The organism is Streptomyces sp. SLBN-8D4 (genome assembly GCF_049739545.1).
Classification (GTDB): Bacteria; Actinomycetota; Actinomycetes; order Streptomycetales; family Streptomycetaceae; genus Streptomyces; species Streptomyces canus_C.
This window is the reverse complement of sequence record NZ_JBMGQC010000001.1, coordinates 1,692,794-1,718,938: the sequence shown is the minus strand read 5'-3', so window position 1 is coordinate 1,718,938 and position 26,145 is coordinate 1,692,794. Positions and strand designations below refer to the sequence as shown.

General features: G+C 71.5%; 23 protein-coding genes and 2 pseudogenes. 19 read left to right on the top strand and 6 right to left on the bottom strand.

The genetic code is table 11. From position 1 onward, the window contains the following. Position 1: 1 nt before the first annotated feature. Together RKD20_RS07915 and RKD20_RS07910 are read right to left on the bottom strand one after the other, a co-directional pair. Complete coding sequence (locus tag RKD20_RS07915; protein ID WP_424877077.1) at positions 2–1,864, bottom strand: exo-alpha-sialidase; 1,863 nt, start codon at positions 1,862–1,864, stop codon at positions 2–4. Between the two features lie 100 nt (positions 1,865–1,964). Next, positions 1,965–2,882 (bottom strand): quinone oxidoreductase family protein, encoded by a 918-nt coding sequence (locus tag RKD20_RS07910; protein WP_424877076.1) that lies wholly within the window; start codon positions 2,880–2,882, stop codon positions 1,965–1,967. Positions 2,883–2,991: 109 nt separating this feature from the next. On the opposite strand from RKD20_RS07910, the gene RKD20_RS07905 reads away from it, so the two are divergent. After that, positions 2,992–3,429 (top strand): MarR family winged helix-turn-helix transcriptional regulator, encoded by a 438-nt coding sequence (locus tag RKD20_RS07905; RefSeq protein ID WP_424877075.1) that lies wholly within the window; start codon positions 2,992–2,994, stop codon positions 3,427–3,429. 19 nt (positions 3,430–3,448) lie between these two features. Beyond that, the gene (locus RKD20_RS07900) at positions 3,449–3,976 is read left to right on the top strand and encodes an isochorismatase family protein (protein ID WP_424877074.1); all 528 of its coding nucleotides are present in this window, start codon (positions 3,449–3,451) and stop codon (positions 3,974–3,976) included. 4 nt (positions 3,977–3,980) lie between these two features. Here RKD20_RS07900 and RKD20_RS07895 read toward each other — a convergent pair whose 3' ends face one another. From RKD20_RS07895 to RKD20_RS07885, 3 genes and pseudogenes are all read right to left on the bottom strand, one after another. Further along, positions 3,981–4,508: an SDR family oxidoreductase gene (locus RKD20_RS07895; protein ID WP_424883173.1), complete on the bottom strand. Its 528-nt coding sequence runs from the start codon at positions 4,506–4,508 to the stop codon at positions 3,981–3,983. Continuing rightward, positions 4,505–5,353 carry a formate dehydrogenase accessory sulfurtransferase FdhD gene (gene fdhD / locus RKD20_RS07890; RefSeq protein ID WP_424877073.1) on the bottom strand — a complete coding sequence of 283 codons (849 nt, stop codon included), beginning with the start codon at positions 5,351–5,353 and terminating at the stop codon, positions 4,505–4,507. The genes RKD20_RS07895 and fdhD overlap by 4 nt, the downstream gene beginning before the upstream one ends. Then, positions 5,323–5,517 (bottom strand): annotated as a pseudogene (locus tag RKD20_RS07885) (hypothetical protein); the annotation flags it as partial. The pseudogene RKD20_RS07885 and the gene fdhD, both read right to left, overlap by 31 nt. A gap of 141 nt (positions 5,518–5,658) precedes the next feature. Between RKD20_RS07885 and RKD20_RS07880 the strand changes: the two are divergent. The 4 genes from RKD20_RS07880 (at position 5,659) to RKD20_RS07865 (ending at position 8,990) form a co-directional block, all read left to right on the top strand. Then, positions 5,659–6,993 (top strand): OFA family MFS transporter, encoded by a 1,335-nt coding sequence (locus tag RKD20_RS07880; protein WP_424877072.1) that lies wholly within the window; start codon positions 5,659–5,661, stop codon positions 6,991–6,993. Continuing rightward, complete coding sequence (locus RKD20_RS07875; protein WP_020124584.1) at positions 6,959–7,096, top strand: MFS transporter small subunit; 138 nt, start codon at positions 6,959–6,961, stop codon at positions 7,094–7,096. The genes RKD20_RS07880 and RKD20_RS07875 overlap by 35 nt, the downstream gene beginning before the upstream one ends. Before the next feature lie 147 nt (positions 7,097–7,243). Further along, the gene (locus RKD20_RS07870) at positions 7,244–8,182 is read left to right on the top strand and encodes a beta-ketoacyl-ACP synthase III (protein WP_424877071.1); all 939 of its coding nucleotides are present in this window, start codon (positions 7,244–7,246) and stop codon (positions 8,180–8,182) included. A 130-nt stretch (positions 8,183–8,312) separates the two neighbouring features. Beyond that, on the top strand, positions 8,313–8,990 hold the full coding sequence (locus RKD20_RS07865; RefSeq protein ID WP_424877070.1) for a GntR family transcriptional regulator: 678 nt from the start codon (positions 8,313–8,315) through the stop codon (positions 8,988–8,990). A gap of 401 nt (positions 8,991–9,391) precedes the next feature. Here the strand turns inward: RKD20_RS07865 and RKD20_RS07860 are convergent, their stop codons facing one another. Next, positions 9,392–10,225 carry an NAD(P)H-binding protein gene (locus tag RKD20_RS07860; protein ID WP_424877069.1) on the bottom strand — a complete coding sequence of 278 codons (834 nt, stop codon included), beginning with the start codon at positions 10,223–10,225 and terminating at the stop codon, positions 9,392–9,394. 199 nt (positions 10,226–10,424) lie between these two features. On the opposite strand from RKD20_RS07860, the gene RKD20_RS07855 reads away from it, so the two are divergent. From RKD20_RS07855 to RKD20_RS07795, 13 genes and pseudogenes are all read left to right on the top strand, one after another. Further along, positions 10,425–11,606 (top strand): ROK family transcriptional regulator, encoded by a 1,182-nt coding sequence (locus RKD20_RS07855; RefSeq protein WP_020124587.1) that lies wholly within the window; start codon positions 10,425–10,427, stop codon positions 11,604–11,606. Positions 11,607–11,691: 85 nt separating this feature from the next. Beyond that, complete coding sequence (locus tag RKD20_RS07850) at positions 11,692–13,212, top strand: sugar ABC transporter ATP-binding protein (protein WP_424877068.1); 1,521 nt, start codon at positions 11,692–11,694, stop codon at positions 13,210–13,212. Next, entirely contained in the window at positions 13,209–14,228 is a 1,020-nt protein-coding gene (locus RKD20_RS07845; protein ID WP_028808813.1) for an ABC transporter permease, read from the top strand. Before RKD20_RS07850 ends, RKD20_RS07845 begins: the two co-directional genes overlap by 4 nt. A gap of 17 nt (positions 14,229–14,245) precedes the next feature. Beyond that, a complete protein-coding gene (locus RKD20_RS07840) occupies positions 14,246–15,298 on the top strand; it encodes a substrate-binding domain-containing protein (RefSeq protein WP_424877067.1) in 1,053 nt (350 codons plus the stop codon). A 158-nt stretch (positions 15,299–15,456) separates the two neighbouring features. After that, positions 15,457–16,659, top strand: a complete 1,203-nt coding sequence (locus RKD20_RS07835) for a Gfo/Idh/MocA family protein (protein WP_424877066.1) — start codon at positions 15,457–15,459, stop codon at positions 16,657–16,659. A gap of 14 nt (positions 16,660–16,673) precedes the next feature. After that, complete coding sequence (locus RKD20_RS07830) at positions 16,674–17,678, top strand: sugar phosphate isomerase/epimerase family protein (protein ID WP_424877065.1); 1,005 nt, start codon at positions 16,674–16,676, stop codon at positions 17,676–17,678. 109 nt (positions 17,679–17,787) lie between these two features. Further along, positions 17,788–20,298 (top strand): PQQ-dependent sugar dehydrogenase, encoded by a 2,511-nt coding sequence (locus RKD20_RS07825; RefSeq protein WP_424883172.1) that lies wholly within the window; start codon positions 17,788–17,790, stop codon positions 20,296–20,298. A gap of 14 nt (positions 20,299–20,312) precedes the next feature. Then, positions 20,313–21,656, top strand: coding sequence for a ThuA domain-containing protein (locus RKD20_RS07820; protein WP_424877064.1), 1,344 nt, complete (start codon positions 20,313–20,315; stop codon positions 21,654–21,656). A gap of 133 nt (positions 21,657–21,789) precedes the next feature. After that, positions 21,790–22,188 (top strand): annotated as a pseudogene (locus tag RKD20_RS07815) (inositol-3-phosphate synthase); the annotation flags it as partial. Positions 22,189–22,340: 152 nt separating this feature from the next. Next, positions 22,341–23,471 (top strand): SCO3242 family prenyltransferase, encoded by a 1,131-nt coding sequence (locus RKD20_RS07810; protein ID WP_424883171.1) that lies wholly within the window; start codon positions 22,341–22,343, stop codon positions 23,469–23,471. A 137-nt stretch (positions 23,472–23,608) separates the two neighbouring features. Beyond that, positions 23,609–24,565, top strand: a complete 957-nt coding sequence (locus RKD20_RS07805; protein ID WP_424877063.1) for a sugar phosphate isomerase/epimerase family protein — start codon at positions 23,609–23,611, stop codon at positions 24,563–24,565. Then, positions 24,562–25,296, top strand: a complete 735-nt coding sequence (locus RKD20_RS07800) for an EboA domain-containing protein (RefSeq protein ID WP_424877062.1) — start codon at positions 24,562–24,564, stop codon at positions 25,294–25,296. Before RKD20_RS07805 ends, RKD20_RS07800 begins: the two co-directional genes overlap by 4 nt. Next, complete coding sequence (locus RKD20_RS07795; protein ID WP_424877061.1) at positions 25,296–26,144, top strand: TatD family hydrolase; 849 nt, start codon at positions 25,296–25,298, stop codon at positions 26,142–26,144. Before RKD20_RS07800 ends, RKD20_RS07795 begins: the two co-directional genes overlap by 1 nt. Position 26,145: the final 1 nt, after the last annotated feature.

Sequence of the window (26,145 nt, the reverse complement as noted above, 5' to 3'; positions counted from 1 at the left end):
GTTAGCGGCTCTCGCTCACCCGGTCCATGGGCAGCCACAGGACGGTGCCCTCCGACGCCGGGTCCGCGCCGGTGATCTCGGCGTCGGTCAGGGCCCGGTCCCACACCCGGACCTCGTCGATCGCGCCGGTGAAGAAGGCCCGGCCGTCCATGCGCTGGCCGATGTGCACACCGAACGGGGAGTTGCGGCTGACCGAGCCCGGCACGTCCGGTGCGCCGGTCGCCGTACCGTCGACGAAGAGCGTCAGCCGGCCGCCGCCCCGGCGCAGGCTCACGTGGTGCCACCGTCCGTCGTTGTACGCGCCACTCGTGCTCACCGACGCCGTCCGCAGGGTCGTCGCGCCCTCCCGCACGGTGATCAGCCCGTGCACCCGCCCGTTCGCGGGCTCCCCGCGCAGCCAGACCTGCGGCTGATCCGTACCGACCCCGCCCATCCACAGCAGCGGCTGCTCCCCGGCCGTGGCCGTGTACCTGAACCACAGGGACGCGGTGAAGTCCTGCGTGCCGAGCGGAAGTTGCGCACGATACGGCAGTCGTACGGCGTCGTCGGCGCCGTCGAGGTCCAGGGCGCCGCCGATGACGCCGGTCGTCTCGCGGGCGCCGCCGAGCACGGCCGCCGGCGGCGCGAGGTGAGCACGGTCGGGGGTGGTCGGGTCGGGGCCGCGGCGCGGTGTCAGCCAGTCCTCGGTGAAGCGGGCGAAGCGGATCTCGTCGCGCGCGTCGGCGGTCCCGCCCTCGTACAGCAGGCCCACCGTGGCCTCGTCGACCGGGGCCATGTCCGAGTAGCCGGACCAGTCGGTGGTGACGACCGTGGCGCGGTCGGGGGTGTCCCAGGTGGCGCCGCCGTCGTAGGAGGAGCGGATCGTCATCGTGCGGCGGCGGTCCGGGTCGGCCGGGCAGGACAGCAGCAGGCGCGCGCCGAGGCCGAGGGTGGCGCACTGGACCTGCGGTGCGTACAGGTCCGGCAGGGCCCGGAACGGCGCGTCGAAGCTGTCGCCGCCGTCGACACCGACGGCCTGGGTGCGGTGGCCGAGGTCGGTGCCGTCCTGCTCGCGCCCGCTGACGAGCACGGAACCGTCGGCGCGCTCGGTGAGCGTGACCTCGGAGGGCTTCTGCCGGAAGGTGCCGTCGGCGGCGACCGGCCAGGAGTCGGTGGCGCCGACCCGCCAGTGCTCGCCGCCGTCGTCGCTCACGACGAGTGCGGCGTGGTTCGCGGTCACCCGACTGCCGTCCCACGTCTCGGCGTTGACACCGAACACCAGCCGCCCGGCGTGCGGTCCGTGGCCGAGCTGGATGCCGTGCACGGGGCCGGTGGCGTACCAGGAGCCGCGCTGCGCGGCCAGGAGCTCGTCGCTCAGGTCGCGGGGCGCGGACCAGGTGCGGCCGTCGTCGTCGCTGTACTGGAGGTGCGGGGTGCGCACGCAGGGCGCCCGGCAGTTCCCGCCGTTCGTACGGCCCGGGTTGTACGTCTCGGCCAGCAGGACGCGGCCCGTCCCGCGGTCCACGAGCGGCGCCGGGTTGCCGTGGGTGTCGCCCGCGCCCTCGCTGACCACCTGGAGGGGGCCCCAGGTGCGGCCGCCGTCGGTGGACCGCTTGAGGACGATGTCGATGTCGGAGGCGTCCCCGCAGTTGAGGACGCGTCCCTCGGCGAACGCGAGCAGGGTGCCGGCGGCGGTACGGACGATCGCCGGGATACGGAAGCAGGCGTAACCGGGGTCCCGGTCCGCCTTGAAAAGGATCTGCTGTTCCAACCTCGTTGCGGACGGCAGGGGTTGGGCGAGAGCGGCGCTCGGCGGGGCGAGCAGGGCGGCGGTGGCGGAAACGGCGGACAGGTGGGATCTCAGACGTGCGCGACTCGACGGCACGGGCGCCCTTTCAGTTGTCCGTACATCCGGAAATGTGACCTTCCGGTGACGGACGGTAGTTCCGCCCCTCGCGCCTCACAAGAACCCCGCGCGTGTCCCGTCACGGATGGAGTACGACCTTTCCGAGGTTGCGCCGCGACTCGATCACCTCGTGCGCCTTCGCCGCGTCCTCCAGGGCGAACTCCCCGTGCACGACGGGCCGAAGCGTGCCGTCCAGGAACCTCCGCCACAGCTCCCGCCGCCACCGCTCGTACAACTCGGGCCGCTCGCGGGCGATCCGCGCCATCTGGAAACCCGTCACGGACTTGGCGCCGACGAGGAGGTCGTACGCCCGGATGGTCCCGCCGCCCGAGCTGTACGCCACCAGCCGCCCGCCCGGGGTCAGGGCGGCGAGCGCCGGGGTGAGCAGCTCGCCGCCGACCGCGTCGAGGACGTAGTCGACGGGATCTCCCCAACTGCCGTCGCCGTAAAGGGCGGTGGTGTCGGCGCCGAGGGAGCGCACGAAGTCCGCCTTGGCCGGGTCGGAGACCGCGCCCACCACCCGGGAGGCGCCCCGGGTCCGCGCGAGCTGCACCGCGAGGTGGCCGACCCCGCTCGCCGCCGCGGTGATCAGTGCCGTCTCTCCCGGCTCGGGTCGCGCCGCCTCCAGTGCGCCGAGCGCGACCAGACCGCTGCGGACCAGGGCGACCGCGTCGGCCGCCGAGGCGTCGTCGGGGACCGGGGAGGCCATGGGCTCGCCCAGCAGCGCGAAGTCCGCGTAACCGTGGCCGAAGCACAGGCCCGTGACACGTTCGCCGGGCCGGAAGCGGGTGACCCCGGCGCCGACGGCCACCACCTCACCGGCGAGCTCACCGCCGAGCGGCACCGGCTCCGCGGCCTCGGTCACCTTGCGGACGACGGGCAGCGTGACGCCGATCGCCTCGCAGCGCACGAGGAGCTCGCCCGGGCCCGGCGCGGGGACCGGCACCTCCTCCAGGAACAGCGGGCCACCCGTGGACTCGTAACGAACGCGACGCATCGATCCGACCTCCCCTGCTTCATCGGACTGCCCAACCGATTCATTGGACTTCCCAACGATAAGAGGTAGGTCATTGGGGAGTCCAATGAATAGTGGCTAGGCTGGCCCCATGGCCGAAGCTCCCCTCCCCGCGATCCGCTCCCTCCCCAGCTGGCTCCTCGGGCGCGCCGCCGCCCGCGGACGGACCCTGGTGGCCGAGGCGCTGGCCGCCGAGGGCATGAAGATGTGGCACCACGTGGTGCTCTCCGCCGTCCGCGACCTCGCCCCCGTCGCCCAGGCCGACCTCGGCCGCGCGGTGCGGCTCGACCCCAAGGACCTGGTCGGTGTCCTCAACGACCTCCAGTCCGCCGGACTCGTCCTGCGCGAACCCGACCCCGGCGACCGCCGCAAGAACGCGGTGTCCCTCACGGACGAGGGAACACGGCTGCTGACCCGCTGCGAGAAGGCGGCCCGCCACGCCAACGACGAGCTGCTGGCCCCCCTCTCCCCGGACGAACGCGCCATGTTCATGGACCTGTTGATCCGGATCTCCGGCACGGAGGGCTGATGGCGGATAACGTTCCGTCATGACCGGACCCCTCGCCCTCGATCCCGCGCGCAGCGCCCTCGTACTCGTCGATCTGATGGACCGGATCGTCGCGCTGCCCCTGGAACCCCGCAAAGGCACCGAAGTCCTCACCGCGGCTGAGGAGTTGGCGGCCGCTTTCCGCGCGGTCGGCGCACCCGTCGTGCTCGTGCGCGTCGAACGGCCCGGTGTCGCCGACCAGCCACCCGGCAGCGGGCTGGTCCCCGGTCTCGTCCATCCCGGCGACGTAGAGATCGTGAAGCGGACGATCGGCGCCTTCCAGGGCACCGACCTGGACGCACGCCTCCGCGCACTCGGCGTCACCACCCTGGTGTTCGGCGGAATCGCCACCAACCTCGGCGTCGAGTCCACCGCCCGCGCCGCCCTCGACCTCGGCTACGACCTCGTCCTCGTCGAGAACGCGATGGCCGCCTTCACCACCGCCGAGCACGAGTCCTCGACCCGCCTCGACTTCCCGCGCCTGGGCACGGTGGTGACGGCGGATCAGGTGCGCTTCGTGGCGGGCTGACCGCTCAGACCAGAACCGTTCCGCCGTCCACGACCACCACCGAGCCGGTGCTGAAACCGCCGCGCATCAGATAGAGACACGCCTCGGCGACCTCCTCCGGCTCGCCGACCCGCCCCACGGGGAGCGACTCGGCGGCGGCCCCGAACAGGCCGTCGCGCTCCTCCTCCGCAAGCTCCCGCCACAGCTCGGTGCGCACCACCCCCGGCTCGACCACGTTGACCCGGACCGGAGCCAGCTCCAGGGCCAGCGCCCGGGTCAGCGACTCCATCGCCCCGGCCAGGCCCGCCACCACACTCGTCCCCGGCATCGGCCGGCGCGCGACGGTCCCCGTGGTGAGCACGACCGACCCGCCCTCCCGGATGAGCGGCGCCCCGTACTTGACCACCGTGACCGCGCCCCACAGCCGCGTCTCCAGGAAGCTCCGTGCCCGGGCGAGGTCGTCCTGGGCGGCGAGCCGGAGATCACCGCTGGTCGCAGCGTTCGTTGAGGTCCTTGCCGGGGAGCCGCAGGGCTGAGACGGGAAGCCGCTCAGCCCGGGGCTGCCGTGGCCTCCAGAGCCAGCCTGTGTTCTCCCGCGTACACGTTCATGGAGGGGCCGCGCAGGAAGCCGATCAGGGTGAGGCCGGTCTCGGTGGCGAGGTCGACGGCGAGGGAGGAGGGTGCGGAGACGGCGGCGAGGAGGGGGATGCCGGCCATGACGGCCTTCTGTGCCAGTTCGAAGGAGGCGCGGCCCGACACCAGGAGGATGGTGCGGGACAGGGGGAGGTGGCCGTGTTGGAGGGCGCGGCCGATGAGTTTGTCGACGGCGTTGTGGCGGCCGACGTCTTCGCGTATGTCGAGGAGTTCGCCGTGTTCGGTGAACAGGGCGGCGGCGTGCAGGCCCCCGGTGCGGTCGAAGACGCGTTGGGCTGCGCGGAGCCGGTCGGGGAGGCTCGCGAGGAGGTCGGGACTGACACGGACCGGGGGTGTGTCGTGGATGGGCCAGTGGGTGGTGGTGCGGACGGCGTCGAGGCTGGCTTTGCCGCACAGGCCGCAGGAGGAGGTGGTGTAGACGTTGCGTTGGAGGGTGATGTCGGGGATGGGGACGTGGGGGGTGGTGGTGACGTCGACGACGTTGTAGGTGTTGGAGCCGTCGGTGGTGGCGCCGGCGCAGTAGACGATGTTCTGCAGGTCGTTCTGCTGGGCGAGGACGCCTTCGCTGACGAGGAAGCCGGTGGCGAGGGCGAAGTCGTCGCCGGGGGTGCGCATGGTGATGGCGAGGGGTTTGCCGTTGAGGCGGATTTCGAGGGGTTCCTCGGCGACCAGGGTGTCCGGGCGGGACGAGAGGGCCCCGTCGCGGATGCGGATCACCTTGCGTCGTTCCGTGACTCGTCCCATATGTGTCTCAGTCCCGGTTCTGTCTGTACGTGCTGGTAGCCGAAACGGCCCTTGCTGCAGAGGCTGCCCTTGGTCACCGGTCCGTCCAGCGGGGCGGTGACCTTCACGATCTCATTGTCCTGCACATGGAGCGTGAGGCCACAGCCCACTCCGTGGTGCGCACACAGGTACCCGCCGTCCGCCTGTCGAAATCCGTCCCGGAAACCGGCCGGTCCGACCGTTCGTCGCGTCCGGGATACCGCTCATCGCATACGGTCGACGTGCCGCCTTTTCAACCAACCTGATTGTTCCTACCGTTCGGGATCATGAGTCCCCCTGTCGCGCCCCCGGGCTGGAGCCGCTGGCTCGTCCCCCCGGCCGCTCTCTCGGTCCATCTCTCCATCGGACAGGCGTACGCCTGGTCGGTGTTCAAGCCGCCGCTCGAGTCCGCGCTCGGTCTCAGCGGCACGCAGAGCGCACTGCCCTTCCAGCTCGGCATCGTGATGCTCGGCCTGTCCGCCGCGTTCGGCGGCACGCTGGTGGAGCGCAACGGGCCGCGCTGGGCGATGACGGTGGCGCTGATCTGCTTCTCGTCCGGCTTCCTGCTGTCCGCGCTGGGGGCGGCCACCGAGCAGTACTGGCTGATCGTCCTCGGCTACGGCTTCGTCGGCGGCATCGGCCTCGGCATCGGCTACATCTCACCGGTCTCCACCCTGATCAAGTGGTTCCCGGACCGGCCCGGCATGGCCACCGGCATCGCCATCATGGGCTTCGGCGGCGGCGCGCTCATCGCCTCGCCCTGGTCGGCGCAGATGCTGGAGTCCTTCGGCTCCGACAGCTCCGGGATCGCGCTCGCGTTCCTCGTGCACGGGCTGTCGTACGCCGTATTCATGCTCCTCGGAGTCCTGCTGGTGCGCGTGCCGCGCAGCGAGAAGCCGGTCGAGAGCGCGCCCAGCGCCTTCGACGGCCCTCAGGTCTCGGCGCGCAACGCCGTGCGCACGCCCCAGTTCTGGTGTCTGTGGATCGTGCTCTGCATGAACGTCACCGCGGGCATCGGCATCCTGGAGAAGGCCGCCCCGATGATCACCGACTTCTTCAAGGAGACCTCGACCCCGGTCTCGGTGTCGGCCGCGGCCGGCTTCGTCGCGCTGCTGTCGGCCGCCAACATGGCGGGCCGCATCGGCTGGTCGTCGACGTCCGACCTGATCGGACGGAAGAACATCTACCGCGTCTACCTGGGCGTGGGTGCGGTGATGTACGGGCTCATCGCCCTGTTCGGCGACTCCTCGAAGCCACTGTTCATCCTGTGCGCGCTGGTGATCCTGTCCTTCTACGGCGGCGGTTTCGCGACGATCCCCGCCTATCTGAAGGATCTCTTCGGCGCCTACCAGGTCGGCGCCATCCACGGCCGGCTGCTGACCGCCTGGTCCACTGCCGGGGTCCTCGGACCGCTGATCGTGAACTGGATAGCCGACCGGCAGGAGGAAGCGGGCAAGAGCGGGTCCGACCTCTACAGCCTCTCGTTCATGATCATGATCGGGCTGCTCGCCGTCGGCTTCGTCGCCAATGAGCTGGTCCGCCCCGTCAGTGCCCGTCACCACATCCCCGCACCGAGGGAGGCCGCCGATGTCACAGCCCGACAGCAGTCAGAGTCCGCCTGACCGGCGCCCTCTCATCGCCCTGGCCTGGGTGTGGGTGGGCACACCGCTCGTCTACGGGCTATACGAGCTCGTGCAGAAGGCCACGCAGCTGTTCACCAAGTAACTGTTCGACAGGTGTTCGGACGTCCGAGGGGTGAGGGAAGCCGACAACTCGGGCGCCCGTTTCCTGTGGCCTTACGTGCCCGCGTACCCGTGAGTCACTGATCAGACTGGTGGATCCCGCTACCCAAGGCAACGAGGGGGACCCTCCATGAACGGCTCGCGGATCGCCGCAGTCGGCCACTACCAGCCCGCCAAGGTGCTCACCAACGAGGATCTGGCGGGCCTGGTCGACACCAGCGACGAGTGGATCAGGTCCCGGGTGGGCATCCGGACCCGTCACATCGCCGGACCGGACGAGCCGGTCGACGAGCTCGCCGCGCACGCCGCCGCCAAGGCGCTGGCCGCGGCCGGGCTCACGCCCGCCGACATCGACCTGGTCCTGGTGGCCACCTCGACCGCAGTCGACCGGTCCCCGAACATGGCCGCCCGGGTCGCGGCCCGGCTCGGCATCCCCTCGCCCGCCGCGATGGACGTCAACGTGGTGTGCGCCGGTTTCACCCACGCCCTGGCCACCGCCGACCACACCGTCCGGGCCGGTGCGGCGACCCGTGCGCTGGTGATCGGCGCCGACAAGATGTCCGCGGTGACCGACTGGAGCGACCGCACCACCTGTGTCCTCGTGGGGGACGGGGCGGGTGCGGCGGTCGTCGAGGGGGCCGACGTGCCCGGAATCTCGCCCGTGCTGTGGGGGTCGGTGCCCGAGATGGGGCACGCCGTGCGGATCGAGGGCGAGCCGGCCCGGTTCGCGCAGGAGGGGCAGAGCGTCTACCGGTGGGCGACCACGAAGCTGCCGGCGCTGGCCCGGCAGGCCTGCGAACGCGCCGGGCTCACCCCCGAGGACCTCGCTGCGGTCGTGCTGCACCAGGCGAACCTGCGGATCATCGAGCCCCTCGCGGAGAAGATCGGCGCGGTCAACGCCGTGGTGGCCCGCGACGTCACCGAGTCCGGGAACACGTCCGCGGCCAGCATTCCCCTCGCGTTCTCCAAACTGGTCGAGCAGGGCGAGATCTCGACCGGGGACCCGGTGCTTCTGTTCGGCTTCGGTGGGAACCTGTCCTACGCCGGGCAGGTCGTCCGCTGCCCGTGACCTACGGGATGTGACGAGGTCGACGCCTGGTTTCCTGGACCCTGTGCGTCGTAGACTGTAGACAAAAGGCAACGAGTCAGGGGTGTCCGGCGGTGTCCGCGGGTGACCGCCGCCGAGGAGGGGGACCGCGATGTTGTCGACAGGTCTGCCGCAGGGAGCCGTGCCGAAGCTGGAACGTCCCGGCCCACTGCGTGATCGCGTGTACGAGGCGCTGCTGGAACTCATCACGACCCGTGCTCTCCAGCCGGGTCAGCATCTGGTGGAGAGTGAGCTGGCGGGTCATCTGGGGGTGTCCCGGCAGCCGGTGCGGGAGGCTCTTCAGCGGTTGAACACCGAGGGGTGGGTGGATCTGCGGCCCGCCCAGGGCGCGTTCGTGCACGAGCCGACCGACGAGGAGGCCGACCAACTCCTCACCGTGCGCACGCTGTTGGAGGCCGAGGCGGCCCGGCTCGCCGCCGCCAACGCGGGCAGCGCCGGAATCGCCGCCCTGGAAACGCTGTGCGCGGAGGGCGACAAGGCCGTCGACGCGGACGACGTGGACGGCGCGGTCGCCCTGAACGCCCGCTTCCACGCGAAGATCATGGAGTTGGCAGGAAACGCGGTCCTCGCCGAGCTGGCGGGGCAGGTGGACCGCCGGGTGCGCTGGTACTACACGCCGGTCGCCCGGCAGCGCGGCCGCCAGTCCTGGATCGAACACCGGGCCCTGATCGCCGCGATCGCCGACCGTGACCAGCCACGCGCGACGGAGCTCATGCGGGAGCACACCGAGCACACGCGGACGTCGTATCACGCGCGTCAGCGGTCGTAGTCGCCGTCGTTCGGGAGGGCGGTCGTGGGTCCTGTGTCGGGTGCGGGGTCTTGGTCGTGGTGACCGTGGGCCGGGCGTGGCGGCGGGTGACGGGGCGGATGCCGGGAGCACGCCGCGTGCACGCGGACGTCGTATCACGCGCGTCAGCGGTCGTAGTCGCCGTCGTTCGGGAGGGCGGTCGTGGGTCCTGTGTCGGGTGCCGGGCCTTGGTCGTGGTGGTCGTGGGCCCGGGTCGGCGGCGGGTGGCGGGGCTGATGGGGGGCAGCGAGAACACGCGGACGGCGTGTCGCGCGCGTCAGCGGTCGTCATCGCTTCTGCTTGCCCACCTGCCTTGCCCCACTCGCCGCGGACGGCGTGGCACGCGCGAGCGGTCGTAGTCGCCTCACCTCGTCCCGCTCACGTCACCGGAAGGCCTCCGCGTGGTCCCGTGCCCACTGGGCGAAGGTGCGCGGTGGGCGTCCCGTGACCTGTTCCACCGTGGGCAGTACCACCGACTCGTCCAGGGTGCCGTCCACGAAGAAGGCGAAGAAGGCGTCGACGTACGGCTTCGGCATGCCCGTCGCCTCCATCTCGGCGCGTGTCTCCTCGTGGCCCAGTCCCACGGCGCGCAGGTCCCGGCCCAGCGCCTCGCCGAGGATCCGGACCCGGTCGGCCGGCAACAGCGTCTCGGGGCCCGTGACCTGGAGCACCCGGCCCGCGAACTCGTCGGACAGCAGGGCGCGTTGGGCGACCTGCGCGATGTCGTAGGGGTCGATGTCGGTGGTCCGCGCGTCGGGGAACGGCACCCGGACCGTGTCACCCTCGCGGATCTGGTCCGCGAGCCGCAGCGCGTTGGTCATGAAACTCGTCGGACGGACGAACGTCCAGTCGAGACCCGAGTCGCGCACCGCGTCCTCCGCGGCCAGCAGATAGCCGGCCACCGCGTTGTCCCGGTCGCCCGTGCCCGCCGACAGCCCGGAGAGCAGCACCACGCGGCGCACACCGGCGGCCCGCGCGTCCGCCAGGATCTGCCGCTGCCCTTCGTAGCCGGGCATCAGGAACACTCCCCGTACGCCGTCCAGCGCGTCCCGCACGCTCTCGGGCCGGTTCAGATCTCCCGCCACGGCCTCCATGCCCGCCGGTAACCCCTCGCTCCGCCCGGAACGGCTGACCGCCCGCACCCGCTCGCCGGACTCCGCCAGCGCCCGCACGAGTTCGGCCCCCACGTTCCCTGTCGCACCCGTCACCAGAAACATGCGCTTCCCTCCCTCGCTCAACATCCTGCGGGTGAGGGCGCCGGGACACCAGAGTGCGACACGTCTTTGTCCTGCGAGTGGAGAAAGTGAGCATCAATCTGCGCCCAGCTTCTTCCCAGGTTCGGCAGCCGCTGCTACGTTCCCCTCGAAAGCAAACCGGCTGGTGGCCGAATGAGGCGGGGAGGGGCTCGTGAGACGCATGACGGCACGACCCGCGAACGCGCACCAGGCCCGGCTGCTCAAGCTGTTGCGTGACGGAGGCCCCAACTCCCGTGCGCAACTGGGCGATCAGGTCGACCTGTCACGGTCCAAGCTGGCCGTGGAGGTGGACCGGCTGCTGGAGACGGGCCTGATCGTGGCCGACGGACTCGCCGCCTCCCGCGGCGGGCGTCGCTCCCACAACATCCGGCTCGCCCCCAATCTGCGTTTCCTCGGCGTGGACATCGGCGCTACCTCGGTCGACGTCGCCGTCACCAACGCCGAACTGGAGATCCTGGGACATCTCAACCAGCCCATGGACGTCCGCGAGGGCCCGGTCGCGGTCTTCGAGCAAGTCCTGTCCATGGCAGCGAAGTTGAGGGCCTCCGGGCTCGCGGAGGGGTTCGACGGCGCCGGCATCGGCGTCCCCGGGCCGGTCCGCTTCCCCGAGGGCGTACCGGTGGCTCCGCCGATCATGCCGGGCTGGGACGGCTTCCCCGTACGGGAGGCGCTGAGCCAGGAACTCGGCTGCCCGGTCATGGTCGACAACGACGTGAACCTGATGGCGATGGGCGAGATGCACGCGGGCGTCGCACGCTCCGTGGGCGACTTCCTCTGCGTCAAGATCGGCACCGGCATCGGCTGCGGCATCGTCGCCGGCGGTGAGGTCCACCGCGGGGTGACGGGCAGCGCGGGCGACATCGGGCACATCCAGGCCGTGCCCGACGGCCGCCCGTGCGCCTGCGGCAACCGGGGCTGCCTGGAAGCCCACTTCAGCGGGGCGGCCCTCGCCCGGGACGCCGTGGAGGCGGTCGAGCAGGGGCGCTCCGAGGCACTCGCCGCACGGCACACGGCGAACGGCGGCCTGACCGCGGTCGACGTCGCCGCCGCCGCTGCCGCCGGCGACCCCACCGCCCTCGACCTGATCCGCGAGGGCGGCAACCGGACCGGCCAGGTCATCGCCGGTCTGGTCTCCTTCTTCAACCCCGGCCTGGTGGTGATCGGCGGCGGGGTGACCGGCCTCGGCCACACCCTGCTCGCCGCGATCCGCACCCAGGTCTACCGCCAGTCCCTTCCGCTGGCGACCGGCAACCTGCCCATCGTTCTGGGGGAGTTGGGCCCCACCGCCGGAGTCATCGGCGCGGCCCGGCTCATCAGCGACCACCTGTTCTCACCCGCCTGAGCACTCGAATCCGTCAGGCGTCCCAGTACGGCGCCCTGCTTCGCCCTGCCCTGAATCCGGCCCGCACGCCCGCCAAGGGGACCTCATGGCACCAGAACCACCGCTGCTCAGCATGTCCGGCATCACCAAGTCGTTCCCCGGAGTCCGGGCCCTCGACGGCGTCGACCTCGACGTCCAGGCCGGTGAAGTGCACTGTCTGCTCGGCCAGAACGGGGCCGGGAAGTCCACCCTCATCAAGGTGCTGGCCGGCGCCCACCAGCCCGACACCGGCCGCCTGCGCTGGCGCGGCGAGGAGGTCGCCCTGCGCTCGCCGATCGCCGCCATGCGCCTCGGCATCGCCACCATCTACCAGGAACTCGACCTGGTGGAACACCTGTCCGTCGCCGAGAACGTCCACCTCGGCCATGAACCCACCACGGCCGGGTTCGTCGTACGCGGCAAGGCGGCCCGTCAGTCCACCGCCGCGCTGCTACGACGACTCGGGCACCCGGAGATCGATCCGGCGCGCCTGGTCGGGGAGTTGCCCGCGGCGCAGCAGCAGATCGTCTCCATGGCGCGGGCCCTCTCCCACGACGGACGGCTCATCGTGATGGACGAGCCGTCCGCCGCCCTCGACCCGGACGAGGTCGACAACCTTTTCCGCATCGTCGGCGACCTCACCGCCGAGGGAGTCGCCGTCGTCTACATCTCCCACCGCCTGGAGGAGATCCGGCGGATCGGCGACCGAGTGACGGTCCTCAAGGACGGCCGGGCCGTCGCGGTCGGACTGCCCGCCAAGTCGACGCCGACGCGAGAGGTCGTGGCGCTGATGACGGGCCGGAACGTCGAGTACGTCTTTCCGGAGCGGTCGACGGCTCCCGCACAGGGGGAGAAGCCGCTGCTGGAAGTCCAAGGGCTCACCCGGCAGGGCGAGTTCGAGCCCCTCGACCTCGTGATCCACCCCGGGGAGATCGTCGGCCTCGCCGGACTCGTCGGTTCGGGACGCTCCGAGATCCTGGAGACGGTCTACGGCGCCCGCAAGCCCACCGCCGGTCAAGTCTCCGTGAACGGACGTCCCTTGAAGCCCGGCAGCGTCCGCGCCGCCGTCCGCGCCGGGATCGGGCTCGCCCCCGAGGAGCGCAAGGCACAGGCCCTGCTGATGCTGGAGTCGGTCACCCGCAACGTGTCCGTCTCCTCCATGTCCCGCTTCTCCAGAGCCGGTTGGATCGACCGGCGCGCCGAACTCGGCGCGGCCCGGGCGGCCACCCGCGAACTCTCCCTGCGGCCCGACAACCCCTCCGTGCCGATCCGCACCCTGTCCGGCGGCAACCAGCAAAAGGCCGTCCTCGCCCGCTGGCTGCTGCGCGGCTGCCGGGTCCTGCTGCTCGACGAACCCACCCGGGGCGTCGACGTAGGAGCCCGCGCCGAGCTGTACGCAGTCGTCCGCCGCCTCGCCGACGAAGGGCTGGCCGTCCTGCTGGTCTCCAGCGAGGTCCCCGAGGTGCTCGGCCTCGCCGACCGTGTCCTGGTGCTCCGCGAGGGCCGTGTCGTCCACCGGGCGCCCGCCCGTGAGCTCGACGAACACCGTGTACTCGACCTCGTCATGGAAGGAAGCCCGGCGACATGACGCAGCATGTGTCCCCGCCCAGGGGAAGCGCCGACAAAGTGCCTTCGGTGAGCGAATCGTCCGCCTGGCGAGGGATGTTCGCCCGCGCCGACGTCCGCACCCTCTCCCTCCTCGGCGTGCTCGCCGTACTGGTCCTCATCGGCGGGATCACCAAGCCCGACGAGTTCCTCGACACCCGCAACCTCCAACTCGTCCTCACCCAGGCCTCGGTGATCGGTGTCGTCACCGTCGGCATGACCTTCGTCATCACCTCCGGCGGCATCGACCTCTCGGTCGGCGCGATCGTCGCCCTCGCCTCGGTGTGGGCCACCACCGTCGCCACCCAGGAGTACGGCTTCGCGGGCATCCTCTTCACCGCGGTCATCGTCGGCGTCGGCTGCGGCCTGGTCAACGGGCTGCTCATCGCGTACGGCGCCATGGTCCCCTTCATCGCCACCCTCGCCATGCTCGCCTCGGCCCGCGGACTCGCTCTGCAGATCACCGACGGCAGCACGCAGGTCGTCACCGTCAACAGCGTGCTGGACCTCGGGGAGCGCGACGCGTATGTGCTCGGCATCCCTCCGCTGGTCCTCGTCTTCGCGGTCGTGACGATCATCGGCTGGCTGGTGCTGAACCGCACCACCTTCGGCCGGCGCACCGTCGCCGTCGGCGGCAATGCCGAGGCCGCCCGGCTCGCCGGCATCGACGTCCGCCGTCAGCGCCTCTACCTCTACCTGCTGTCCGGACTGTGCTGCGGCATCGCCGCCTTCCTGCTGATCATCCTGTCCGGCTCCGGCCAGAACACCAACGGCAACCTCTACGAGCTCGACGCCATCGCCGCCGCGATCATCGGCGGAACCCTGCTCAGCGGGGGCCGCGGCACCATCACCGGCTCCGTGCTCGGCGTCCTGATCTTCACCACGATCACCAACATCTTCGCCCTGAACAACCTGCAGAGCGACGTCCAGCAGATCGCCAAGGGCGCGATCATCGTCGCCGCCGTGCTGGTCCAGCGCCGTACCGCAAGCACGACCTGAGGAAAGGGTTCACCGCCATGCCACAGCACACGAACCGCTTCACCAGTCGCAGAGGTCTGCTCTTCGGGACCGCCGCCGTCGGGGCCGGTGCCCTCCTCGCAGGTTGCACCAGCAACGACTCCGGCGACGACGAGCCGGCCGCGAACGACCAGCCCGCCGCCTCCGACTCGCCCGGCAAGCCCGTCACCATCGGCTTCGCCGGACCGCAGGCCGACCACGGCTGGCTCAACGCCATCAACGACAACGCCAAGAACCGGGCCAAGAAGTACTCGGACGTCACCCTGGAGATCACCGAGGGCTCCAACGACACCGCCCAGCAGATCGGCCAGATCGAGACCCTGATCAACAAGAAGGTCGACGTGCTGGTCGTCCTGCCCGCGGACGGCAAGGCCCTCACCCAGGTCGGCCTCAAGGCGATGCGCGCCGGGATCCCGGTCGTCAACCTGGACCGCATCTTCAACACCCCGCAGGCATACCGCTGCTGGATAGGCGGCGACAACTACGGCATGGGCCTCAACGCAGGCCACTACATCGGCCAGAAGCTCAAGGGGAAGTCGAACGCCAAGGTCATCGAACTGGCCGGACTCGACAACCTCGAACTCACCAAACAGCGCACCAAGGGCTTCGACGACGCCCTGAAGAACTACCCCAACGTGCGGAAGGTGGCCCGCCAGGCCGCCGAGTTCACCGTGGAGTCCGGACAGGCCAAGATGGCCCAGCTCCTGCAGGCCCAGTCGAGCTTCGACGCGCTGTGGAACCACGACGACGACCAGGGCGTGGGCGCGCTGCGCGCCATCGACCAGGCCGGCCGCGAGGACTTCCTGATGGTCGGCGGCGCGGGCGCCCTGTCCGCCTTCCAGGCCATCAAGCAGGACAACGGTGTCCTCAAGGCGACCGTCCTCTACCCGCCGACCATGGCCGCCTCCGCGATCGACCTCGCCCGCGCCCTCGGCCAGTCCAAGGGCATAGGAGGCCTCGCCGAGTTCGAGATCCCGGCCTCGCTCACCCTCTACTCGGCCGTCGTCGACAAGACCAACGTCGACCAGTACATGTCCACCGGCTTCAAGTGAGGCGTCCCGACGCGGGGCCCGCCTTACCGGCCGGGCCGGACGCGAGCGGCAGCGCGCCCCGGCCGGCCCGATCCGAGGGGCGGGCCCCAGGAGCCCGGTTCGTCGACGGACCGGGCTGCACCCCCCACCGCGCCACGACGACGAGGAGGACATCGCGCATGGCACAGCCGCAGCAGTCAGAGGAGGCCGAGGTGCCGCCGCTCCGGATCGGCATGGTCGGCTACGCCTTCATGGGCGCCGCCCACTCCCAGGGCTGGCGGACCGTCGGACGCGTCTTCGACCTGCCCCGCCGCCCGGTGCTGGCCGCGATCTGCGGACGGGACGCGGACGCCGTGCGCCGGGCCGCCGACCGGCACGGTTGGGCGGCCGCCGAGACCGACTGGCGGGTGCTGATCGAGCGGGACGACGTCGACCTCGTCGACATCTGCACCCCCGGCGACAGCCACGCCGAGATCGCCGTCGCCGCGCTCGCCGCGGGCAAGCACGTGCTGTGCGAGAAGCCCCTCGCGAACACCGTGGAGGAAGCCCAGGCGATGGCCCTGGCCGCCGAAGAGTCCTTCGAGCGAGGCCAGTTGGCGATGGTCGGCTTCAACTACCGCAGGGTGCCGGCCACCGCGCTGGCCCGCCGGATGGTGGCCGAGGGGCGGCTCGGCAGGCTGCGGCACGTACGAGTGACCTACCTCCAGGACTGGCTCGTGGACCCGCAGTTCCCCATGACCTGGCGACTGCGCAGGGAACAGGCGGGCTCGGGCTCGCTCGGCGACCTCGGCGCCCACATCATCGACCTCGCGCAGTACCTGGCGGGAGAGCAACTGTCCGGCGTCTCCGCCCTGACCGAGACCTTCGTACGGGAACGGCCGCTGGCCGAGGGTGCCGTCAAAGGCCTGTCCGCCGTCTCCGGGGCCGGCAGCGGCCAGGTCACCGTCGACGACGCGGCCCTGTTCACCGGCCGTTTCACCTCCGGCGCCCTCGCCTCCTTCGAGGCCACCCGCTACGCCACCGGCCGCAAGAACGCACTGCGCATCGAACTCAACGGCGAGCAGGGCTCATTGGCCTTCGACCTGGAACGCCTCAACGAACTCTCCTACCACGACGCCACCGAGCCCGCCACGCACGCCGGCTTCCGCCGCATCCTCGTCACCGAGCCCGACCACCCCTACCTGGACGCCTGGTGGCCGCCGGGGCACGGCCTCGGCTACGAGCACACCTTCGTCCACCAGGCCCGCGACCTCGTCCACGCGATCGCCGAGGGCCGCCGCCCCGCCCCCTCCTTCGCCGACGGCCTCCAGGTCCAGCGGGTGCTCGCCGCCGTGGAGGAGAGCGCCGAGAAGAACTCCGTCTACACCCCGATAGCCGTCTGAGGAGGCTCCCAGAGATGCCGCGCACGTTCACGCTCTTCACCGGCCAGTGGGCCGACCTCCCCCTCGAAGAGGTCTGCCGCCTCGCCCGCGACTTCGGTTACGACGGCCTCGAACTCGCCTGCTGGGGCGACCACTTCGAGGTCGACAAGGCGCTCGCCGACCCCTCCTACCTGGACTCCCGGCACGCGCTGCTCGACAAGTACGGCCTCAAGTGCTGGGCGATCTCCAACCACCTGGTGGGCCAGGCCGTCTGCGACGCCATCATCGACGAACGCCACCGGGCCATCCTGCCCGGCGAGGTGTGGGGCGACGGCGACCCGGAAGGCGTCCGCCGGCGGGCCGCGAACCGGATGAAGGACACCGCGCGGGCCGCCCGTGCCTTCGGCGTCGACACCGTCATCGGCTTCACCGGCTCCGCGATCTGGCACCTGGTCGCCATGTTCCCGCCCGCCCCCGAGTCGATGATCGAGCGCGGCTACCAGGACTTCGCCGAACGCTGGAACCCGGTCCTGGACGTCTTCGACACCGAGGGCGTGCGGTTCGCGCACGAGGTCCACCCCAGCGAGATCGCCTACGACTACTGGACAACCCAGCGCGCCCTGGAGGCGGTTGGCCATCGGCCGGCGTTCGGGCTCAACTTCGACCCCTCCCACTTCGTGTGGCAGGACCTCGACCCGGTCGGCTTCCTGTACGACTTCCGCGAGCGGATCTACCACGTCGACTGCAAGGAAGCGCGCACACGCCTCGACGGCCGCAACGGCCGCCTCGGCTCCCACCTGCCCTGGGGCGACCCCCGCCGCGGCTGGGACTTCGTCTCCGCCGGCCACGGAGACGTCCCCTGGGAGGACGTCTTCCGCATGCTGCGCTCCATCGACTACCAGGGCCCGATCTCGGTCGAGTGGGAGGACGCCGGCATGGACCGGCTCCAGGGCGCACCCGAGGCACTGAACCGACTCAAGGCATACGACTTCGAGCCCCCGTCGGCATCCTTCGACGCGGCCTTCGGAGGCGGCGAGTAAGCCGCACCGCTCCGGCAACGAGCAAGCCGCACCGGTCAGTTCCGGGATGACGGCGCATCCCGGCGCACCCGCACCCACCCGTACAACCGGCCCCTTCCTGGAGGCATCCGTGCACGGGAAAGACCGCACCACCCCGACCGACAGAATCGAGACCCACAGACGACGCGCCCCCTGGCGCAGAGCGGCGGCCCTGCTCACCGGCTTCCTGCTGGCCGGCGCCTCCCTCACCCTCGCCGCTCCCCAGGCCGGCGCAGCCGTCGCCGGCGAGGGAGCCGCAACCAAGGCCGCCGCCGAGGACTTCCAGCAGGTCACCCTCGCCAAGGGCGAACCCGAGGTCGGCGAGCCCATGTCGCTCGCCGTCCTCCCGGACCGCTCGGTCCTGCACACCTCCCGCGACGGCGAACTGCGCATCACCGACGCGGCCGGCACCACCCGTCTCGCCGGCAAGCTCGACGTCTACTCCCACGACGAGGAGGGCCTCCAAGGCGTCGGCGTCGACCCGCAGTTCACCACCAACCGCTTCATCTACCTGTACTACGCGCCCCCGTTGAACACCCCGTCGGGCGACGCCCCCGAAACCGGCACCGCGGCCGACTTCGCCCCCTTCGACGGAGTCAACCGGCTCTCCCGGTTCGTCCTGAACACCGACGGCACCCTCGACACCGCCAGCGAGACGAAGATCATCGACATCCCCGCCACCCGCGGCATCTGCTGCCACGTCGGCGGCGACATCGACTTCGACGCGGCCGGCAACCTCTACCTGTCGACCGGCGACGACTCCAACCCCTTCCAGTCCGACGGGTTCACCCCCATCGACGAGCGCGCCAACCGCAACCCGGCCTTCGACGCCCAGCGCAGCGCAGGCAACACCAACGACCTGCGCGGCAAGATCCTGCGCATCAAGGTCAACGCCGACGGCTCCTACGCCATCCCCGACGGCAACCTCTTCGCGCCCGGCACGGACAAGACGCGACCCGAGATCTACGCCATGGGCTTCCGCAACCCGTTCCGCTTCAGCGTCGACAAGCAGACCGGGATCGTCTACGTCGGCGACTACGGCCCCGACGCGGGCGCCGCGGACCCGGCCCGAGGCCCCGGGGGCCAGGTCGAGTTCGCCCGGGTGACCGGCCCCGGCAACTTCGGATGGCCGTACTGCACAGGCGACAACGATGCCTACGTCGACTACGACTTCGCCACCGGCACCTCCGGCACCTCCTTCGACTGCGCCGCGCCGAAGAACAACTCCCCGCACAACACCGGCCTCACCGACCTTCCCCCGGCGCAGGCCGCCTGGATTCCCTACGACGGCGGATCGGTACCCGAGTTCGGCACCGGCTCCGAGTCCCCGATGGGCGGCCCGGTCTACCACTACGACGCCGCGCTCGACTCACCGGTGAAGTTCCCCCAGGCCTACGACGGCGACTTCTTCGCCGGGGAGTTCGGCCGTCGCTGGATCAAGCGCATCACCAGCGACGACAACGGGACCGTCCAGTCGATCAACGACATCCCCTGGACCGGCACCCAGGTGATGGACATGGCCTTCGGCCCCGACGGCGCGCTGTACGTCCTCGACTACGGCCTCTCCTGGTTCGGCGGCGACGAGAACTCCGCCCTGTACCGCATCGAGAACGTCACCGGCCGCCACTCCCCGGTCGCCCAGGCGGCGGCCGACCGTACCTCGGGACAGGCACCGCTGCGGGTGCGGTTCTCCTCCGCGGGCACCAGCGACAAGGACGGCGACGCCCTCACCTACAGCTGGGACTTCGGCGACGGCTCCACGTCCACCGCGGCGAACCCGACGCACAGGTACCGGAAGAACGGCACCTACACCGCGACCCTGACCGCCAAGGACCCCTCGGGCCAAACCGGCAGCGCGAGCGTGCAGATCGTCGTCGGCAACACCGCGCCCAAGGTGACCCTCGAACTCCCGCAGGACGGCCAGCTGTTCAGCTTCGGGGACGCGATTCCCTTCAAGGTGCGGGTGAGCGACCCCGAGGACGGCCGGCCCATCGACTGCGCCAAGGTCAAGGTCACCTTCGTCCTCGGCCACGACAGCCACGGCCACCCCGTCACCTCCGTCAACGGCTGCACCGGCACCCTCCAGACCAGCGCCGACGGCGGCCACGACGAGGACGCCAACATCTTCGGCGTGCTGGACGCCGAGTACACCGACGACGGTGGCGGCGGCCAGGCCCCGCTGACCACCCACGACCGGAGCGTCCTGCAGCCCAGGCACCGCCAGGCCGAGCACTTCGGCACCGGCTCGGGCGTCTCCGTCATCGCCAAGGACACGGCACACGGCGGCAACACGGTCGGCGACATCAACAACGGCGACTGGATCTCCTTCACGCCGTACGTCCTCGGCAACGCCAAGTCCGTCACCGCACGCATCTCCTCGGGCGGTGCCGGCGGCACGCTGGAGTTCCGTGCGGGATCCGCCACCGGCACCCTGCTCGGCACGGCGACCGTACCGGTGACCGGCGGCTGGGAGACCTTCCAGGACGTCACCGCCGACCTGTCCGGCGCCCCCAGAGGCACCACCACGCTCTACCTGGTCTTCAAGGGGACCGGCACCGGAGCCCTGTTCGACGTGGACGACTTCACCTTCACGACCGCCTGAGAGGAGCGACTCGCATGAACACAACCGGACGATGGACAACGGCAGTTGTGGGCGCCGCACTACTCCTCGGCTGCGTGTCCCAACCCGCCGTGTCGCATTCCACCGACACCGAACGGGTGCTGGTCTTCTCCAAGACGGCCGGCTTCCGGCACGACTCGATCCCCGAAGGCATCGCGGCGGTGAAGCAGCTCGGCGAGAGCGGCGGCTTCACGGTCGACGCCACCGAGGACGCGAGCGCGTTCACCCCGCGGAACCTGCGCCGGTACGACGCGGTCGTGTTCCTCTCCACCACCGGCGACATACTCGACCCCGACCAACAGCGGGCGTTCGAGGGCTACATCCGGCACGGCGGCGGATACGTCGGCATCCACGCGGCCGCCGACACCGAGTACGACTGGGCGTTCTACGGCGGCCTCGCCGGCGCCTATTTCCAGTCGCACCCGGCGATCCAGCCCGCCACCGTGGTGGTCGAGGACCGCGCCCACCCCTCCACCTCAGAGCTGTCCCCGAAGTGGAACCGCACCGACGAGTGGTACAACTACCGCTCCAACCCCCGCGAACGGGTCCACGTCCTGGCCGCCCTCGACGAGTCGTCCTACACCGGCGGCACGATGAACGGCGACCACCCGATCGCCTGGTGCCAGGACTACCAGGGCGGCCGAGCCTTCTACACCGGCCTCGGCCACACCAAGGAGTCGTACGCCGATCCCGCCTTCCGCGGCCACCTGCTGGGCGGAATCCGGTACGCGACCGGCCGCACACAGGCCGACTGCCGGCCGGAGAACGGCTACCGCCCGCTCTTCGACGGCACCGCCGAGTCGCTGGCCGCATGGAAACAGGCGGGCCCGGGCTCCTTCACCCGCTCCGACGACGGCACGCTCACCTCGTCCGGCGGCATGGGGATGCTCTGGTACCCCGGCCAGGACCTCGGGTCGTACTCCCTGAAGCTCGACTGGAAGATGGCGAGCGCCTCCGGGGACGACAACTCCGGTGTGTTCGTGGGCTTCCCGCCCTCGGACGACCCCTGGTCCGCCGTGGACAACGGCTACGAGATCCAGATCGACGCCACCGACGTACCCGAGAAGACGACAGGGTCCGTCTACGGCTTCCGCTCCGCCGACCTGAAGAAGCGCGACCGTGCGCTGAACCCGCCGGGGGAGTGGAACACATACGAGATCCGCGTGCAGGGCGAACGCCTCCGCGTATGGCTCAACGGCGTGAAGATCAACGATTTCACCAACACCGATCCGGCCCGGAGCCTGCGTGACGGGCACGTCGGCATCCAGAACCACGGAGCCGACGACCAGGTGTCGTTCCGCGACATCCGGATCAAGGAACTGCCCGTCAAGGGCGACTGAGCGGCGGCGGGCGGGGGACGCCGGACTCCCGCCCGCCGTCCTTTCCCCTCACGTCCGGGGTTCGCACACGACGCGTTCGACAAGGAGGCTGCCCATGTCCGCGTCCGATTCCGTACCGCGTGTCGGCGTCTGGCTGACCGACACCCTCGCCACCACCCCCGAGGGAGAGGTCCACATCGACGACGTCCCCGCCCCCGGCGACTGGAAGACCGCCTGGGACCACATCGCCTTCGACGGCTTCCCCGGCACCCGCATGATCCTCCAGACCACCTGGCAGGGCTGCGACTCCGCCCTGGCCGCCCCCTTCGTCCTCGACCCGGCCCGCCTGACCGCTCGCGCACACGAGAGGGGACTGTCCGGCCCGCTGAGCGAACCGGGCCTCCACTTCAAGGACCCGGTGGGGCAGGGACCTTCGGGGCTGGGGGAGCAGTACGCGGCACTGGTGCGGTTCGCGGAACGCCTCCGGACAAGGCCCGCCGGCGGCGGCACGCGGAGCCACACCCGGGGTCGTTCGGGAGAGGAGCAGCGGTGAGGGCGAGCAGGGCAGCGGTGGACGGCCTTTCCGAGGAGGCGGGTGAGCCGACGGCACCCACCACGGCCTCCCTCCAGGGCGCCTCCCAGCACACCGCACCACCGACCCCTGTACACACCGACCGCCCGCGCGCCCGCGCCTGGGCTGAACTCCTGCGCCTCCCTGCCCTGTTCACCGTCCCCGGCGACGCCCTCGCCGGAGCGGCGGCAGCCTCCGCACGACCCACCTCCCGCACCCTCCTCGCCATCGCGTCCTCCCTCTGCCTCTACGAGGCCGGCATGGCCCTCAACGACTGGGCCGACCGGGACGTGGACGCCGTGGAACGCCCCCACCGCCCCCTCCCCTCCGGCCGTGTCCACCCCACGGCCGCTCTCGGTGCGGCCTGCGCCCTCACCGGCGCGGGCCTCACCCTGGCGGCCTGCGCGGGCCGCCCCGCCCTCACCGTCGCGGTGCCGCTCGCGGCCACGGTCTGGGCGTACGACCTGGCCCTGAAGAACACCCCGGCGGGACCGTTCGCCATGGCGACGGCACGAGGACTGGACCTGCTGCTCGGCGCGGCGGCGACAGCTGGGGGCGGGAGTGGGGTCAGGGGCGGGGACGGATATGGGGGCGTCGGGCGGAGGAGTGCCCTGCGGGGCGGGACCCGGGCGCGGGGCATCCTGCCGCCGGACGCCCTGCTCGGCGATCTCAAGACCATCCCCGCAGCCGCCCTGCCCGGCATCCGGCAGGCCCTGCCCTCCGCCGCGCTGCTCGGCGCCCACACCCTCGCCGTCACCACCGTGTCCCGCCGCGAAGCCCAGGGCGGTTCAGCCCTGGCTCCCCTCGCAGCGCTCGCCGTGACGGCCGCGCTGACACGGGCCGTGGCCCGGCGGCGTTCGCTCCCCTCGGACCGGACCGACGCAAGCCGAAGCGGTCCCGGACCGCGCGATCCGGCGGGCCCGCCCCACCGTGCGGACCTGGCTGTCGCAGCGGTGTCCCGCCTGCCACGCCGTCCGCGGCAGCCCGGCCCCGACTCCGAACCCCTCGACCCGCACGCAGCCCTGCGCATCGCCCTCGGCGCCGCCTACGCGACCACCACAGCCCGCTCGTACCTGCACGCCACCCTCAACCCCTCACCCCCGCTCACCCAACGAGCCGTCACCGCCGGCATCCGAGCCACGATCCCCCTCCAGGCCGCCCTCGCCGCCCGCTCGCGCACGAAGAGCGCGACCGTCACGGCACTGCTCACCACCGCCCTCGCCCCCCTGGCCGCACGCCTCGCGAGAAAGGTGAGCGTCACATGACCGACCCCCACTCTCCCCGCCGACCCATCCCGGGCCCACGCCGGCCCCTTCCCAGCCCCGGCGGGCCCAGGACCGGCCGGGCTGCCGCACAACGGCCCCCTCGAAGTCCCGACGCAACCGACGCACCCGATGCAGACGTGACCGACCCCGCTGTCCGCCACCGGCCCACTCCGGGCCCCGGCGACAGGACGGCCTCCCTCGCCCGGCCCAGGACCGCTCCGCAGCCCGGCGCCACCCCACTCCGCTTCGGCTACGGCACCAACGGCCTCGCGGACCTCCGCCTGGACGACGCCCTGGCCCTGCTCGCCGACCTCGGATACGACGGTGTCGGTCTGACCCTCGACCACATGCACCTGGACCCCCTCGCCCCCGACCTGGCCGCCCGCACCCGCCGCCTCGGCCGCCGGCTGGACGCGCTCGGACTGACGGTCACTGTCGAGACGGGCGCCCGCTATGTGCTCGACCCGCGCCGCAAACACGGCCCCTCACTGCTCGACCCCGACCCGGACGACCGCGCCCGCCGTGCCGACCTGCTGCTCCGGGCCGTCCAGGTCGCCGCCGACCTCGGCGCACACGCCGTGCACTGCTTCAGCGGTATCACCCCGACGGGCACGGACCCGGACACGGTGTGGAAACGCCTGGCCGAGACCCTCACCCCCGTCCTGGACACCGCCACCATCGCCGGCGTCCCCCTCGCCGTCGAGCCCGAACCGGGCCACCTCCTCGCCACCCTCGCCGACTTCCACCACCTCCGCACCACCCTCGGCGACCCGGCGGCCCTCGGCCTGACCCTCGACATCGGCCACTGCCAGTGCCTCGAACCCCTCCCACCCGCCGACTGCGTACGCGCCGCCGGCCCCTGGCTGCGGCACGTCCAGATCGAGGACATGCGCCGAGGCGTCCACGAACACCTTCCCTTCGGCGACGGCGACATCGACTTCCCGCCGGTCCTCGCCGCCCTGGCCGACACCGGCTACCAGGGCCTGACCGTCGTCGAACTGCCCCGCCACTCCCACGCGGGCCCGCACTTCGCCGAACGCTCCCTCCCGTTCCTCCGTCAGGCAGTGGCGCTCTCACAAGGAAGCACTCCATGACCCACCCCTCTGCCCACCAGGCAACCCCCGCGGCGGACACCCAGGGCACCACCCTCGCCCGAACCCCGCCGCATGACCTGCACAGCCACCTCTCCGACCGCCTCGGCGAAGCCGCCCGCGCCTGGCTCGACCAGGCCCTCGACGAGGCCGCCGCCCACCCCGGCGCCCACGGACCCATCTCCGTGTGGGAGCTGCGCCTCGCCGAGGCCGGACGCCGCTGCGGCCCCGAACACGCCGACGCCGCCCGCATCCTGATCCTGCACGCCGCCCGCGCCGACACCGACGCCCTGACCCGCGTCTACGCCCAGGGCACCGCCGCCGAACGCCGGGCCGTCCTGCACGCCCTGCCCCACCTCGTGCCCGGCCCGCAGGCCCTCCCGCTCGTCGAGGACGCCCTGCGCACCAACGACACCCGCCTCCTGGCCGCAGCCGTCGGCCCCTACGCCGCCCGCCACCTCGACGCCCACCACTGGCGCCACGCCGTCCTGAAGTGCCTGTTCACCGGCGTGCCCGTGACCGAGGTGGCCGACCTGGAGCGGAGGGCCCACGCCGACATCGAACTCGCCCGCATGCTCGGCGACTACGCCGCGGAACGCACCGCCGCGGGCCGTCCCGTGCCCGAGGACCTGCACCGCGTCCTGACCCTGACCGACCCCACCGCCACCCCACCCGCGCCGGCCGCCGACCACGGCCCGAACGGCGCGGACGGCCCCCACGGCAAGGAGTCCTGATGCGCATCTTCGACCCCCACATCCACATGACGTCACGGACCACCGACGACTACCAGGCCATGCACGACGCCGGCGTGCGCGCCGTGGTCGAACCCTCCTTCTGGCTGGGCCAGCCCCGGACCTCCCCCGCCTCCTTCCTCGACTACTTCGACTCCCTGCTGGGCTGGGAGCCCTTCCGCGCCGCCCAGTACGGCATCGCCCACCACTGCACCCTCGCGCTGAACCCCAAGGAGGCCAACGACCCACGCTGCGTCCCCGTCCTCGACGAGCTGCCCCGGTATCTCGTCAAGGACCAGGTCGTCGCCGTCGGCGAGATCGGCTACGACTCCATGACCCCCGCCGAGGACACCGCTCTCGCCGCCCAGCTCCAGCTCGCCGCCGACCACCAGCTGCCCGCGCTCGTCCACACCCCGCACCGCGACAAGCTCACAGGCCTGCGCCGCACCCTCGACGTCGTCCGCGAATCCGACCTCCCCATGGACCGCGTCCTGGTCGACCATCTCAACGAGACCACCGTCAAGGAGGCCAAGGACAGCGGCTGCTGGCTCGGCTTCTCCGTCTATCCCGACACCAAGATGGACGAGGAACGCATGGTGGCGATCCTGCGCGCGTACGGCCCCGAACAGGTCCTGGTGAACTCCGCCGCCGACTGGGGCCGCAGCGATCCCCTCAAGACCCGCAAGGTCGGCGACCTGATGCTCGCCGAGGGCTTCACCGAGGACGACGTCGACCGCGTGCTCTGGCGCAACCCCGTCGCCTTCTACGGACTCAGCGGCCGCCTCGACCTCACCATCGCCGCCACCGACGCCACTCACGAGGGCAACTCCATCCTCCGCGGCGGGGCGTGAG

Bases quoted from the DNA above. Each gene is read 5' to 3' on its own strand.
- RKD20_RS07860 (WP_424877069.1), bottom strand. From the start codon at position 10,225: ATGTTTCTGGTGACGGGTGCGACAGGGAACGTGGGGGCCGAACTCGTG.
- RKD20_RS07850 (WP_424877068.1), top strand. From the start codon at position 11,692: ATGGCACCAGAACCACCGCTGCTCAGCATGTCCGGCATCACCAAGTCG.
- RKD20_RS07835 (WP_424877066.1), top strand. From the start codon at position 15,457: ATGGCACAGCCGCAGCAGTCAGAGGAGGCCGAGGTGCCGCCGCTCCGG.
- RKD20_RS07800 (WP_424877062.1), top strand. From the start codon at position 24,562: ATGACCCACCCCTCTGCCCACCAGGCAACCCCCGCGGCGGACACCCAG.
- RKD20_RS07820 (WP_424877064.1), top strand. From the start codon at position 20,313: ATGAACACAACCGGACGATGGACAACGGCAGTTGTGGGCGCCGCACTA.
- RKD20_RS07865 (WP_424877070.1), top strand. From the start codon at position 8,313: ATGTTGTCGACAGGTCTGCCGCAGGGAGCCGTGCCGAAGCTGGAACGT.
- RKD20_RS07840 (WP_424877067.1), top strand. From the start codon at position 14,246: ATGCCACAGCACACGAACCGCTTCACCAGTCGCAGAGGTCTGCTCTTC.
- RKD20_RS07905 (WP_424877075.1), top strand. From the start codon at position 2,992: ATGGCCGAAGCTCCCCTCCCCGCGATCCGCTCCCTCCCCAGCTGGCTC.
- RKD20_RS07795 (WP_424877061.1), top strand. From the start codon at position 25,296: ATGCGCATCTTCGACCCCCACATCCACATGACGTCACGGACCACCGAC.
- RKD20_RS07855 (WP_020124587.1), top strand. From the start codon at position 10,425: ATGACGGCACGACCCGCGAACGCGCACCAGGCCCGGCTGCTCAAGCTG.
- RKD20_RS07870 (WP_424877071.1), top strand. From the start codon at position 7,244: ATGAACGGCTCGCGGATCGCCGCAGTCGGCCACTACCAGCCCGCCAAG.
- RKD20_RS07830 (WP_424877065.1), top strand. From the start codon at position 16,674: ATGCCGCGCACGTTCACGCTCTTCACCGGCCAGTGGGCCGACCTCCCC.
- RKD20_RS07845 (WP_028808813.1), top strand. From the start codon at position 13,209: ATGACGCAGCATGTGTCCCCGCCCAGGGGAAGCGCCGACAAAGTGCCT.
- RKD20_RS07880 (WP_424877072.1), top strand. From the start codon at position 5,659: ATGAGTCCCCCTGTCGCGCCCCCGGGCTGGAGCCGCTGGCTCGTCCCC.
- RKD20_RS07875 (WP_020124584.1), top strand. From the start codon at position 6,959: ATGTCACAGCCCGACAGCAGTCAGAGTCCGCCTGACCGGCGCCCTCTC.
- RKD20_RS07900 (WP_424877074.1), top strand. From the start codon at position 3,449: ATGACCGGACCCCTCGCCCTCGATCCCGCGCGCAGCGCCCTCGTACTC.
- fdhD (WP_424877073.1), bottom strand. From the start codon at position 5,353: ATGGGACGAGTCACGGAACGACGCAAGGTGATCCGCATCCGCGACGGG.
- RKD20_RS07910 (WP_424877076.1), bottom strand. From the start codon at position 2,882: ATGCGTCGCGTTCGTTACGAGTCCACGGGTGGCCCGCTGTTCCTGGAG.